Consider the following 12,598-nt stretch of genomic DNA (forward strand, 5'->3'; position numbering starts at 1 on the left):
GCACAGCGTCGGTGTTTTAGTTTTTCGCCCTTCCCTCCCAAGTCCTCATCAAAACAACACCATGCGCACATTACGTCTCGTTGTATCCGTCGGCATCGCCGCGGCCCTCGCGCTGGGCGTCATCGGCTGCGCGAAAAAGACGCCCGCAAGCATCCCGCTCTTCAACGGCAAGGACCTCGAGGGATGGATCGTCTGCGCCAAGGATGGCAACCCCAGCGCCGCCAAAACTTGGGGCGTGAGCAACGGCGTAATCACCGACACCGGCACCCCCGCCGGATATCTCCGCACCGCGCAACGCCACTCCAACTACCGCCTCACCGTCGAATGGCGCTGGCTCGGGGCGCCCGTCGATGCGGACGGCAAACCCAGGCGGCGCAACAGCGGCGTGCTCCTCCACATGCAAGGCGAAGACGAAGTCTGGCCGAAATCCATTGAGGCCCAACTCATGGAAGGCAACGCGGGCGACTTTTATGTGTTCGGCGGAGTCGTAACCAAAGAACTTTTAGATCTGCGTATGAAAGCCGAGGCAACCAACGATGGTGTTCAAATAAAAAACGCGATCAACAATCGCCTCCTCGCAAAAAAATCCCCGTCATCCGAAAAACCCGCCGGCGAGTGGAACACCTGCGAAATCGTCTGCGCCGGCGACACCATCACGCTCATCGTCAACGGCGTTGAGCAAAACCGCGCCACCGGCGTCACCGTAAGCGAAGGCCACATCTGCCTCCAATCCGAAGGCGCGCCGATGGAATTCCGCAACATCACCCTCACACCCCTCAAATAAACCCACTTTCGGCGCGCCAGCGCTCAACTGAAAACTGTTAACCGCAAACTCATCATTAACCACTAAAACCAAAACTCATGACACAACTCACCCGTCGTAAATTCCTCGGAACCGCCGCCGCGATCTCCGCCGTGCCGCTCCTCACAAAACTCCCCGCAGCCGCGTTTGCAGCCGGCTCGGATCGCATCAAGGTCGGCGTCATCGGCACCGGCGGACGCGGCGTCGGCGCCATGCGCAACTGCCTCGCCGCCGATCCCTCCGTGGTCGTCTGGGCGCTCGGCGATGTTTTCAAGGACCGCGTTGATGAAGCCCGCGAAAAACTGATCAAGGGCAGCCCGAAAAGCCGCAAGCCCTCCGCCCCGGTTCCGTCCGACCGTTTTTTTGCCACACCCGAGCGCTGCTTCTCCGGATTCGACGCCTACAAACAAGTCATCGCCTCCGGTGTTGACCTCGTCATCCTCGCCGCCCCTCCGGGCTTCCGCCCGCTGCACCTCGAGGCCGCCATCAACGCAGGCAAGCACGTCTTCGCCGAAAAACCCGTCGCGGTTGACGCCGCAGGCGTGCGCAAAGTCATCTCCGTCGGCGAACTCGCCAAGCAAAAGAGACTCGCCATCGTCGCGGGCACGCAACGCCGCCACGCCGCCAACTACCTCGAAACCATGCGCCGCATCCACGACGGCGCCATCGGCGAGCTCGTCGGCGGCCAGTGCTACTGGCTCCAAAAAGAACTCTGGCACCGCGGGCGCAAACCCGAGTGGACCGAGATGGAATACCAACTGCGCAACTGGCTCTATTTCACCTGGCTGAGCGGCGACCACATCGTCGAGCAACACGTCCACAACATCGACGTCATGAACTGGGCCTTCGGCGGCCCCCCCGTGAAAGCCCTCGGCATGGGCGGACGCCAGGCGCGCACCGATCCGAAATACGGCGACGCCTACGATCACTTCTCCGTCGAATTTGAATACGCCAACGGCGTGCGCGTGCAAAGCCTCTGCCGCCAGACGCCCAACGCCGCGGGTCGCGTCAACGAGCGCATCGTCGGCACCAAGGGCTACGCCATGGCCGACGGCAAAATCTTCGGCGCAAACAAATGGAAATACGACGGCGACACACCCGACGCCTTCAAGGACGAGCACGTTGACCTCATCAGGAGTATCCGCGACGGCAACCCGCTCAACGAAGCCAAGCGCATTGCCGAGAGCACGCTCACCGCGATCCTCGGGCGCACCTCCGCCTACACGGGCAAGGAAATCAATTACAACTGGATACTCAACGCCTCGAAACAAGACCTCACGCCGTCGCGTTACGAACTCGGCGCCGCGCCCGAAGTCGTGGTTCCCATCCCTGGCGTGACGCCGCTCGTGTGATTTTGACTTCGCCAATCGCAACAAGGGGCGGCGCTTAGCCGCCCCTTTGTTTGCACGACCCGCCTTCGCCCCAACCAGCCCTCTTGACAGCGCGCGCTCACTTGCTTAGTTCACGTTTCCCGTATGGAGGCTGTCCTCGAACAACCAGTGCTGGTCTTAAATCGCCTTTGGCAGGCGATTAATGTGATCGGCGCCAAACGCGCCTTTGCGTTGCTTGCGCGGGGACACGCCCAAGTCGTCCATCATCACGAAGAGGACTTCCATACCTTCTCGATGATGGACTGGATCGACTTCTCGCACCACAACCCGCCCCTGACCGACAACGAAATCGTCCACACCCCCACCCGCCGCATCCGCCTGCCCCGCGTCATCCTGCTCACCTTTTTCGACAAGCTCCCCTGCAAGGAACTCAAGCTCACGCGCAACAACGTCTTCGAGCGCGACAAGAACCAGTGCCAGTATTGCGCAAAGATTTTTCCGCGGGAGGAACTCAACCTCGACCACGTGATTCCGCGCCACTACAACGGACGCACCACATGGGAAAACATCGTCTGCTCCTGCATCCGCTGCAACACGAGAAAAGCCAACCGCCTCCCCCACGAGGCTGGAATGCGCCTCATCCGCAAACCGCAAAAACCCAAATGGCGCCCCGTGATCAGCCTCATGCTGAGCCGCCACGACCGCGAAATGTGGAAGGACTACCTCGACCTCGCATACTGGAACGTGGAATTGGAGGAGTGAGCCGGCGCGTTGCCGTTTTTCACAGGGGCGTTGCTTGCGACTCCCAATTCGGCATCACAGGCCGAAAATTCCTAAAAAATTCCCGCTTGCCCCGCCCCAATCTTTCCCCATCTTTTTGACCTCTTGCGGCACTCACTCATGTCAAGCCGGCGCGCCGCATCGCTTCCGCCGGCCTCAGTAACCGTTAACCTTCAACCAAACGGCTTCACACGAAGCCTCCCGCGAAGGGCCGGCGTCCCGAAGCGAGGCGAAGGTTCCGCGCGACGCGTCCCACGGACGCACTGAAAGACACACATGAGTCAAATAATGAAAGATCTGCTCGCCGAATCCAGCTTCGACAAGCTCAAGGAAGGCCAGATCGTCCCCGGCACCATCACCGAAATTCGCCAAAACGAAGTTGTCGTCGATATCGGCGGCAAATCCGAAGGCCTCATTCCCGCCAGCGAATTCATCGACATCGGCGAACTCCAGATCGGCTCCCAGATCGACGTTTACGTTGAGAAACTGGAGGACAAAAACGGAATGCCCACGCTCTCCTACGACAAGGCCGAGCAAAAGAAAAACTGGGACAACATCCTCACACGCTTCCCCGAGGGCTCCATCGCCTCCGGCCGCGTCCGCGCCAAGGTCAAGGGCGGCCTCATCGTCTCCATCGGCGTTGACTCCTTCCTGCCCGCCTCGCACATCGACGTGCAGCCCCCCAAGAACCTCGACCAATACGTCGGCCAGACCTACGATTTCAAGGTTCTCAAAATCAACCTCGACCGCAAAAACATCGTTCTCTCCCGCCGCGAGCTCATCGAGGAACAGCGCACCAGCAAACGCCGCGCCCTCCTCGAATCCATCGAGCCCGGCCAGGTCCGCAAGGGTGTCGTCAAGAACATCACCGACTTCGGCGCGTTCATCGACCTCGACGGCATGGACGGCCTCCTCCACATCACCGACATGAGCTGGGGCCGCATCACGCACCCCTCCGAAATGCTCAAGCAAGGCGAGGAAATCCAGGTCATGATCATCGAAGTGAACCGCGACAAAGAGCGCGTTTCGCTCGGCCTCAAGCAAACCACCAAGAATCCTTGGGACGACATCGAGCAAAAGTTCCCCGTCGGCGCCAAGGTGCACGGCAAGGTTGTCAACCTCGTCCCCTACGGCGCGTTCATCGAAATCGAACCCGGCGTCGAAGGCCTCGTGCACATCACCGAAATGTCCTGGACCAAGCGCATCACGAAACCCTCCGAACTGCTCAAAGTCGGACAGGAACTCGACGCGGTTGTCCTCGGCATCCAGAAGGACGAGCAAAAGATATCCCTCGGCCTCCGCCAGCTCGAAGCCAACCCGTGGGAAATGGTCCGCCACAACTACCCGATCGGCGCACGCGTCCACGGCAAGGTTCGCAACATGACCACCTACGGCGCGTTCATCGAGCTCGAGGAAGGCATCGACGGCATGGTTCACGTCTCCGACATGAGCTGGACCCGCAAGGTCAACCACCCGTCCGAAATGCTCAAGAAGGGCGACGAAGTGGACGCCATCGTCCTCGACGTCGATCCCTCGCAGCAGCGCATCAGCCTCGGCATGAAGCAACTCTCCACCGATCCCTGGGCCGACATCGACGCCCACTTCAAAATCGGCGACGTTGTCACCGGCGTTGTCACGAAGATCACCAGCTTCGGCGCCTTCGTGGAGCTCAAGGACGGCATCGACGGCCTCGTGCACATCTCGCAAATCAGCGAGGACCGCATCGAGAAGGTCAAGGACGTGCTCAAGCCCGGCCAGGAAGTCACCGCCCGCGTCATCAAGATCGACACCGCCGAGCGCCGTCTCGGTCTCTCGATCAAGGCCGCCAACTACTCCGCGGAGCAGCTCGCGTCCGAAACCGCGACGCTCGAGGCGCTCACCCGCGACAGCAGCGGCGACATGATGAACCTCGGTGACATCCTCGACGCCGCCTCCGGCGACAAGGAAAAATCCGCCGAGTAAGCGGACGCTTCATTCATCAGCAAAAAACACTCAACAACATCAAGCGCCCGGCCCAAATCGCCGGGCGCTTTTTTGCGCGCAAGCGCCAGCTTGCAATGCCATTTGCGAGTGAGATTTAGACCTGAGGAGGAGGGGGCGTGCTTGCCGGACGCACCGAAAATCACGAGAGGAAAACAACACGGCGGTTGGCAGAATGTCGCTAACGCCCGGAACGGCGAAACCGCCCAAGCGTTGACGGCACCAAAGAATAAATCCCATCCGCAAATGGCAACGGCACCGCGGCAGGGCGAAGCATCAGGCGGAGCCGAAATCATGGTGCGCACGGATCAGCCGGGAGGCTTCGCCCTGCCGAATCGTGTTTCGCACAGCCCTGTTCGGCGCCGGATCGTTGGGCCTTACCAGATCGTCACGATGTCGCTGCCGCCGCGCCGCATTTTGTCGCCTTCCTTCACGTCGAAAGCCTTCCAAAATTCCTCAAGGTTTGAGAGCGGTCCGCGCACGCGCCACTCGGCGGGTGAATGCGGGTCGATGACGATGAGGTTGCGACGATACTCGGGGCGGCGCACTTCGCGCCAGATGCTCGCGTAGCTGAGGAAGAAGCGCTGCTCGGGCGTGTAGCCGCCGATTTTTGCGCGAGATTGCCCGGCAAGCGCGCGTTGGAGCGCGGCGTAGGCAATTTTCACGCCGCCGAGGTCGGCGATGTTTTCGCCCTGCGTGAGCGTGCCGTTCACATGGAGCGCGCCGTCGAGCACGGTGTAGTTGTTGAACTGGTCAATTATGACCGCGGCGCGCTTGTTGAAAGCCTCGGTGCTTTGGGGCGTCCACCAATCCTTCAGGTTGCCCCGGGCGTCGTATTGGCGGCCCTGGTCGTCGAAACCGTGCGTCATTTCGTGTCCGATCACGGAACCGATGCCGCCGTAGTTGACGGCGTCGTCGGCGTTGGCGTCGAAAAATGGCGGCTGTAAAATGCCGGCGGGGAAAACAATGCAGTTCTCAACCGGGTTGTAGTAGGCGTTGATCGTGGACGCGGTCATGAACCACTCCGTGCGATCGACGGGCTGGCCGATCTTCGCGAGGTTGCGGCGCATTTCGTAGGCATTGGCCGCAAAAACATTTTCCACATACGATGCGTCGCGGCTGATCGTGAGCGTGGAATAATCGCGCCACTTGTCGGGATAACCCATTTTCACGCTAAATGAGTTGAGCTTTTCGAGTGCGCGCGCGCGGGTTGGCGCGTCCATCCACTCAAGCGTTTCGATGCGCGCGCGAAACGCGGAGCGAAGGTCCTCGACGAGCTTGAGCACGCGGGCCTTTGATGCGGGCGGGAAATATTTCGCCACATAAAGCTGCCCGAGCGCGTCGCCAATGCCGTCGTCGATGCTTTCCGTGACACGCTTCCAGCGCACTTTGATTTCCTTTTGTCCATTGAGCGCCCGGCCGTAAAAGGCGAAGTTTTCATTGACGAAATCGTCGCCCAGGCAGGGTGCCGCGCCGCGGACAAGATTCCAGCGCAGGTAGGCGCGCCAGTCGGCGAGCGGGGTTTCGTTGAGCTGCGCGGCAAACGACCGCATGAAGTCGGGCTGGCCGACGTTGACGCTGCGAACATTGCGCGCGCCAATCGCCTTGAAAAACGCGGCCCAGTCGAAATCGCCGGTGATTTTGGCGAGGTCGGCGACGGCGGTTTTGTTGTAATTGGCCTCGGGATCGCGAAGCTGCACGCGCGTGCGCGAGGCGGCGGCGAGCTTGGTTTCGAGATTCATCACGGCCTGCGCCGCCACGCGCGCGGTCTCGGGCGGGTCTCCCGCGAACACAAGCATCTTTGCGATGTGCTCGACGTATTCGGCGCGCAATTTTTTCATCTTCTCGCTGTCGGTAAAATAATAATCGCGGTCGGGCAGGCCGAGCCCGCCCTGCGTGACTTGCGCGAGGTAGGACTCGCTGTCCTTCTCGTCAGCGTCGACGTAGAAACCAAAACTGTTGCGCACGCCGATCTGCTTGAGCGCGGCGATGACCTTGATCACATCGGCGCGTGATTTGATGCCCGCGATCAAGTCGAGTTGCGGCTGGATGGGTTTGACGCCCGCGGCATTAATCGCGCCTTCATTCATGCCGCTCGCATAAAAATCCCCGACCATGCGCGCGGGCGAGCCGGCCTTCGCGGAAGCGGCTGCGGCGGCATTCTCACAAATCTCGTGCAGGTTTTTCTGCGTGCGGTTGATAAGCTCGTAGAAGCTTCCCCAGCCAAGCTGGTCGCCGGGAATCTCGACCGTTTTCAGCCAGGAACCATTGGCGTATTCAAAAAAATCGTCCTGCGGGCGAACCGAGGAATCGATGGCGCCGAGGTCGAGCTCGGCGCGCAGGGCGAGAGTGAAAATGAGCGATGCGGCCAGAAGAGGTAATGCGCGAATGATGTGGTTTCTCATAGGGATGCGATTTTTCGTTGATGCCGGATGAATACGCCCGGCGCGCGGATTGCGCAAGCATTCTGGAATTGCACACGCGTGACATAGTCCAGACACTGCCGGGCTCCCAATTCTTTTATGAAGCACCCCAAATTATTTTCCCTCAAATCACCGCGCCTTCGCATTGCCATGATTTTGACCGTCGCAATGATGGGCGCGGTTTTTTTCGCACCCGCCGTTTTCGCCAAGGATCGCCGTCCGGAAGTCATCAAACAAACGCAACCGATTTATCCGTGGAGCATGAAAGAAAGCGGCATGACCGGCGAAGTGACCATTCGGTTTTTTGTGGATGAATCCGGCGATGTCGTTGATCCAGTAATCATACGCTCAAACCACTCCGGCTTTGAGCAGGCGGCAATCGACGCCGTTTTGAAATGGAAATTCAAACCAGGGATAAAAGACGGCAAGGCGGTCAAGACGCGCATGCAAATACCACTGGTTTTCCATTTGGATGGCGAAGAAGGAAGGAACGCCTACTCCTACACCACACCCGGCCCCTCCAAAAAAGACATCTCCAAAATGCCGGAAGGCTACCGCTACGATGTCGCGCCGAAGCCGCGCAGCGTAATCTATCCGGTTTATCCCTACGAACAGTTGAAAAACAACACCAAGGGCAAGGCCAGCGTTGCGGTGTTGGTCGACGCGCGCGGGAAAGTCAGGAAAATGGAGATCATCAAGCAAAGCGCGCCGGAGTTCGGCCTCGCGGCGCTTGCGGCGTGCGAGTATTTCGAGTTCGAGCCCGCCACCCTGCAAGGCCAGCCGACCCATGCGATCATAACCGTGTCGCTTGAATTTAACAAAGGCTCCAAGTTCATAACCGGCGAAGACCGCGACATGCTTCGCATTGAGAAAAAATCGCCCGAAAAAATCATCCCCGCCGGCAAACTCGACGCCATGCCCAAGATGATTGCCTCGCGGCAGGCACCGTTTCCTCTGGCGGCGTTGCGTGAGAACCTGACCTCGGGCGAGGCCGTGGTGGAGTTTTATATCGACAGCAAGGGCATGGTTCGCCTCCCGCGCATCGTCTCCAACACGCATCCATCCTTTGGATACATCGCCGTGCAAACCATCGCGAACTGGCGTTTTGAACCGCCCCGCTCGGAAGGAAAACCAGTCATCACGCGCGCACGCGTGCCAATCAATTTTGTCCCCAAGGTCAAAAAAACGCGCGCCAAATAAGCCCGGGGGCAAACGCAAACCGAATAAGACCGCGCTTCTCCGCTCGACGCGGCGCGCAAACTCGCGCTTTCTCGCTGGCATCATGAAAATCAAATCCGCCGAATTCCTCACCAGTGCGACGACGCTTCGCAACTGTCCGCGCGCCGACTGGCCCGAGTTCGCCATGATCGGGCGATCCAACGTCGGCAAGTCCTCGCTCATCAATATGCTCACCGAGCGGCGCAACCTCGCCAAGGTTTCCGCCACGCCCGGCAAGACGCGCCTCCTGAATTTCTTCACCATCAACAACCGATGGCTGCTCGTTGATCTGCCCGGTTACGGCTACGCCAAGGTCGCGCAGGAAAAACGCGCCGATTTCAACGAGGCCGTCGCCGGCTATATCGAGGGACGCGAAACACTGCGCTGCGTTTTCGTGCTCATCGACTCGCGCATCGAGCCCCAGCGCATCGACATCGATTTCATACAATGGCTCGGCGAGCGCGACATGCCCCACGCGCTCATTTTCACCAAGACCGACAAACAATCGCCCACCGCCACCCGCGCCAACATCGACCGTTTCAACCAGGCGCTCTCCGCATGGCGCGCCGAACTGCCGCCGACATTTCTCAGTTCGTCCCAAACCAAGGCCGGACGCGGCGAAATCCTGCGTTTTATTGAGCAAACGATGGCCGCATGAGACATATTGGCCGGTTTGTGAAAAAAAACCTTGAACTTCGTCCCGTGACAGAAGATTTTCCGCCTCCCTGTTTCTGGTAGGATACTCAAGTGGCCAACGAGGGCAGACTGTAAATCTGCTGGCTTACGCCTTCCCTGGTTCGAATCCAGGTCCTACCACCACTTTCCGCCTCCGAGAAATCGGAGGCTTTTTGTTTGGGCAAAATTACGCGCCGCAGTCGCGCCCCCACTCCGCTACATTCCGAAAATCTTCTGCAACCGCCGCCAGACTCCGGCGCCGAATTGGCGCAGCCGGCCCTTGTCATAACGCCCCTGCCCCATCGCGGTTTTTTGCACAAGAAACATTCCCTCGCCGACAAACAAATCGTCGTAAAGCGGGCTCAGTCCGCGGCAGTAACGCCAAAGTGATTTTACCCGAGTGGGACGGTAACGCACCGCCGCCGAAAACCCCATCGTCGCCCACGCCTCGGCGCGCTGCACGGGACGTCGCCCGTCCTCGCGCGGTTCGGGAAACTCCGCCTGCACGCCGCGCTGCCCCGCCACAATCAAGCGGCACGGCCCCGCAAATTCAAAAAATCGAAACTGACCCGTCACCCACGCGTGCACACTGAAAAAACGCCAGTGGCTGCGAATCACCAGCGGCGCATCCGCCGCGCGCACGACACCCGCAAGATAACGCGGACGCAGCACCAGCGAGCCGCCCTTCGGCACCCGCACGACGGCCAGCTCGGCGCGCCGTCCGCGCAAATCCGCGCCCTCGCCCTTCCACTTGCCCGCGCCACGCAAAGTCACGCGCCGCGTTTTGTCCGCGGCTTCGTTGCGCAACTCCGCCAGACGCGTCAGGCGGCACGCAATGTTCATGAGGGGGAATCGCGCTTTCAGCCAAAAACGATTGCGCCGCGCCAGTTCCTCATCGGCCGACTCCACCAGCCCGGGTCGCACGCACAACAACTCGCCCGGCATCAACTCGACCGTCACCGCCCTGCCCTCCTCGTCAATCGCCAGCGCCACATCCGCGCGTTTCGACAGGCGCAGCGGTTTCCGGCGAATCACAAACGGCGGGGCAAGATAATACAGCGCAAACCTGCCGGCAAACGGCCACGCCATCCAAACACCGAAAAACCAAAACGCGAACCGGCGCCCGTGCTTTCCCTCCCAAACCAAGAGCGCGTAAAATTTGAGTTCGGAGGTTTCCGCCTCCGTTGCCGTGATGAGCCGCCCGACACGCGCCAGCGCAATCTCGGCGCGCTGCTGCGCCTGCGCCGCGTCCACCAGCTCCTGCCGCAATGCGACGATGCGCTCGGACGCCCCCGTTTTGATTTTTTCCTGCTCAACCCGCTTGCGATCGTTCAGCTCCTGCTCCTCGCGGGAACCCGTCCAGCGCTTCCATTCGCTCTCGAGTGATTTGTGCAGCTCGATCGCGCGCTCGGCCTCGACGACCTTTTGCTGCTGCGCGTCCAGCTCGGCGCGCAACGCCTCGATGCGCGCGTCGGTTTCCTCGCACAATGTCGCGATTCTTGCGCGCTCCGCGGAAAACAAAGCCAGCTCGCGGGCGCGGCGTTGCGAAAAATCGCCGTCGTCGTGCGCATACAACCACCATGCCCACCCCGCCAGCCCGAGCGCCGCAATCACGCAGGCCGTGATCGCGCGCTTTAACAACCAAAGAAAAAACTGTGACAGATGCGAGGTCACTCCGGCCACGTTTCCATTTTCCAGGCGCCGTCCCAGAACATCCATTCGAGCCGCGTGCCGGTCACAAAATGCCGCGCCACGCCGGCGCGCTGCTCGTCCGTGAGGCGCTCGCCCACGCGGTTGACCACATCGAGCACCTGGCGAACCGTCGCGCCGAATTCATCGCCGCCATACGTGTCGATCCATTTTTGATAAAGCGCGTTGGGCGAACCCGCGGCGGTGAGCGCCTTGCCCACTTCCCAGTAAACCCAGTAGCACGGCAGAAACGCCCCGAGCGCCTCGTGATACGGACGCTCCTGCGCCACACGCAAAAGATACGATGTGTAGTGATGGCACGCGGGCGCGACGGGCGCGGCGGCAACCGCCTCGCGATCAAGTTTCCACGCCGAAAAAAAGCCCTCGTGTAACGCGCGCTCCACGACGATGGCGTTGGTGCCATGTTGCGCGAACATCATGAACTCGTCGTCGCTGGCAGCCCTTGCGCCGATGAGCGCGAGGCCGCGCCCGTAATCGCGCAGATAGTGCGCGTCCTGAAGCACGTAATGCCTGAACGCCTCCGCCGGCAATGTGCCGTCGGTTAGCCCGCGCAAAAATGGATGCGCCAGAATTTTCTCATAAACCGGCAAAGCCGCCTGCCAGAGGGAATCAGTGAATGTGGACATCGTTGCAAAAATAGATGCGCTCCTCACGCTGCCGCTCCGTGCCGGGCAACCCACGCAGCCAGCGCTGGGGGAAGCGCGACGCGCGCGCGATCATCCGAGCGGATGCAAACATGCTCCGTCCTCACAATCGCCGCGCGCTTGGCGGGCGCGCCCTCGACGGCGAGCCGGGTGATTTCATAGTCAATGCGATAGGCGTCGTCCGAAAGCGCCGCCGGTTTGACCGCGATCGAAATTTTATCCCCGCAAGCAAGCGGACGCAAATAGTCGGCGCTGCTTTTTGAGATGGGAATGACGATGCCGTTGTCGGAAAAAAACGAGCTCAGCTCGATGCCCGCCGCCGCAAGCGACTCCTCGTAGGCCTCGTGGCAAAACGAGAGATAGTTTGCGAAATACACCACGCCCGCGGCATCGGTGTCCGCAAAATGGATCGTGCGCTGATGGACGAACGGCATTACTTTACGATGAAGTCCTTGAGCCGGGCGTCGTTTTTGAACAGATCCACCGCCTTGACCTGGTCGAGTGTTTTGAGGTGCGTGTTTTGAGGATAATTTTTGACGGCCTTGGCGAGAACCTTGCGCGCATCGTCATCGCGGCCGAGCATCACAAGCGCGCGCAGTTTGCGTTCGATGAAAACGGGATTTTCCGCGACTTCCTTCAACTGCGCGTCGCACGCGGCGAGCGCGCCCTTGTAGGCCTTGATCGCGCCGGATTTGTCGCCGAGGCGGACGCGCACCTTGCCGAGCTCTATCCAGTAGTCATCGATCGTGGGATTGAGCGTGGTCGCCTGCGTGAGCGATTTTTCCGCGGCCGTGTAGTTGCGCAGAAAGTTTTCCATGTTGGCATCGCTGGCGTGCTTTGCCGCCTGGTCCTGGTGAAGTTTGGAAACTTCCTTTTTGCCGCCGCCGCAACCGGCGATCAGAACAAGAACGAGCAACGCGGTGAGGGTGCTTGTGATTTTTTGCATAAACTGGGGGTAACGTGAAACGAAGAGCGGCGCGGCTGGCAAATGATTCTTCAAAAAAACTCGCGCCCTCGATGGCTCCGCTTGCGCAT

Annotated in this window: 11 protein-coding genes and 1 tRNA gene; 7 read left to right on the forward strand and 5 right to left on the reverse strand. The window is 60.2% G+C overall.

Going from position 1 to position 12,598, the window contains the following annotated elements; all coding sequences use genetic code 11:
• Positions 1-61: 61 nt before the first annotated feature.
• The 4 genes from M2103_RS01960 to rpsA all read left to right on the forward strand — a co-directional run bounded on the left by M2103_RS01960 (position 62) and on the right by rpsA (position 4,875).
• Entirely contained in the window at positions 62-784 is a 723-nt protein-coding gene (locus M2103_RS01960; RefSeq protein ID WP_277508404.1) for a DUF1080 domain-containing protein, read from the forward strand.
• Between the two features lie 77 nt (positions 785-861).
• Positions 862-2,154 (forward strand): Gfo/Idh/MocA family oxidoreductase, encoded by a 1,293-nt coding sequence (locus M2103_RS01965; protein WP_277508405.1) that lies wholly within the window; start codon positions 862-864, stop codon positions 2,152-2,154.
• Positions 2,155-2,277: 123 nt separating this feature from the next.
• Complete coding sequence (locus tag M2103_RS01970) at positions 2,278-2,895, forward strand: HNH endonuclease (protein WP_108824032.1); 618 nt, start codon at positions 2,278-2,280, stop codon at positions 2,893-2,895.
• Between the two features lie 306 nt (positions 2,896-3,201).
• A complete protein-coding gene (gene rpsA / locus M2103_RS01975) occupies positions 3,202-4,875 on the forward strand; it encodes a 30S ribosomal protein S1 (protein WP_277508407.1) in 1,674 nt (557 codons plus the stop codon).
• A gap of 395 nt (positions 4,876-5,270) precedes the next feature.
• Here rpsA and M2103_RS01980 read toward each other — a convergent pair whose 3' ends face one another.
• Positions 5,271-7,298: a M13 family metallopeptidase gene (locus tag M2103_RS01980; protein WP_277508409.1), complete on the reverse strand. Its 2,028-nt coding sequence runs from the start codon at positions 7,296-7,298 to the stop codon at positions 5,271-5,273.
• A gap of 168 nt (positions 7,299-7,466) precedes the next feature.
• Here M2103_RS01980 and M2103_RS01985 point away from each other — a divergent pair, with 168 nt between their 5' ends.
• From M2103_RS01985 to M2103_RS01995, 3 genes are all read left to right on the forward strand, one after another.
• The gene (locus M2103_RS01985; protein WP_277508410.1) at positions 7,467-8,516 is read left to right on the forward strand and encodes a TonB family protein; all 1,050 of its coding nucleotides are present in this window, start codon (positions 7,467-7,469) and stop codon (positions 8,514-8,516) included.
• An 82-nt stretch (positions 8,517-8,598) separates the two neighbouring features.
• Positions 8,599-9,192 carry a ribosome biogenesis GTP-binding protein YihA/YsxC gene (gene yihA / locus M2103_RS01990; RefSeq protein WP_277508411.1) on the forward strand — a complete coding sequence of 198 codons (594 nt, stop codon included), beginning with the start codon at positions 8,599-8,601 and terminating at the stop codon, positions 9,190-9,192.
• A gap of 75 nt (positions 9,193-9,267) precedes the next feature.
• Positions 9,268-9,353: transfer RNA gene (locus tag M2103_RS01995), tRNA-Tyr, on the forward strand.
• 72 nt (positions 9,354-9,425) lie between these two features.
• On the opposite strand, the gene M2103_RS02000 is transcribed toward M2103_RS01995, so the two are convergent.
• The 4 genes from M2103_RS02000 to M2103_RS02015 are packed head-to-tail and all read right to left on the reverse strand — an operon-like array spanning position 9,426 to position 12,509.
• Positions 9,426-10,850: a hypothetical protein gene (locus M2103_RS02000; protein ID WP_277508412.1), complete on the reverse strand. Its 1,425-nt coding sequence runs from the start codon at positions 10,848-10,850 to the stop codon at positions 9,426-9,428.
• 29 nt (positions 10,851-10,879) lie between these two features.
• Positions 10,880-11,545 (reverse strand): thiaminase II, encoded by a 666-nt coding sequence (gene tenA, locus M2103_RS02005; RefSeq protein ID WP_277508413.1) that lies wholly within the window; start codon positions 11,543-11,545, stop codon positions 10,880-10,882.
• A gap of 23 nt (positions 11,546-11,568) precedes the next feature.
• On the reverse strand, positions 11,569-11,997 hold the full coding sequence (locus tag M2103_RS02010; protein ID WP_277508415.1) for a thioesterase family protein: 429 nt from the start codon (positions 11,995-11,997) through the stop codon (positions 11,569-11,571).
• Entirely contained in the window at positions 11,997-12,509 is a 513-nt protein-coding gene (locus M2103_RS02015) for a tetratricopeptide repeat protein (RefSeq protein ID WP_108824040.1), read from the reverse strand. The genes M2103_RS02010 and M2103_RS02015 overlap by 1 nt, the downstream gene beginning before the upstream one ends.
• Positions 12,510-12,598: the final 89 nt, after the last annotated feature.

This window comes from Ereboglobus sp. PH5-5 (genome assembly GCF_029504805.1).
Taxonomy (GTDB): Bacteria; Verrucomicrobiota; Verrucomicrobiia; order Opitutales; family Opitutaceae; genus Ereboglobus.

Coding starts and splice junctions, on each gene's coding strand:
- M2103_RS01960 (WP_277508404.1), top strand. CDS start 62: ATGCGCACATTACGTCTCGTTGTATCCGTCGGCATCGCCGCGGCCCTC.
- M2103_RS01965 (WP_277508405.1), top strand. CDS start 862: ATGACACAACTCACCCGTCGTAAATTCCTCGGAACCGCCGCCGCGATC.
- M2103_RS01970 (WP_108824032.1), top strand. CDS start 2,278: ATGGAGGCTGTCCTCGAACAACCAGTGCTGGTCTTAAATCGCCTTTGG.
- rpsA (WP_277508407.1), top strand. CDS start 3,202: ATGAAAGATCTGCTCGCCGAATCCAGCTTCGACAAGCTCAAGGAAGGC.
- M2103_RS01980 (WP_277508409.1), bottom strand. CDS start 7,298: ATGAGAAACCACATCATTCGCGCATTACCTCTTCTGGCCGCATCGCTC.
- M2103_RS01985 (WP_277508410.1), top strand. CDS start 7,467: ATGATTTTGACCGTCGCAATGATGGGCGCGGTTTTTTTCGCACCCGCC.
- yihA (WP_277508411.1), top strand. CDS start 8,599: ATGAAAATCAAATCCGCCGAATTCCTCACCAGTGCGACGACGCTTCGC.
- tenA (WP_277508413.1), bottom strand. CDS start 11,545: ATGTCCACATTCACTGATTCCCTCTGGCAGGCGGCTTTGCCGGTTTAT.
- M2103_RS02010 (WP_277508415.1), bottom strand. CDS start 11,997: ATGCCGTTCGTCCATCAGCGCACGATCCATTTTGCGGACACCGATGCC.
- M2103_RS02015 (WP_108824040.1), bottom strand. CDS start 12,509: ATGCAAAAAATCACAAGCACCCTCACCGCGTTGCTCGTTCTTGTTCTG.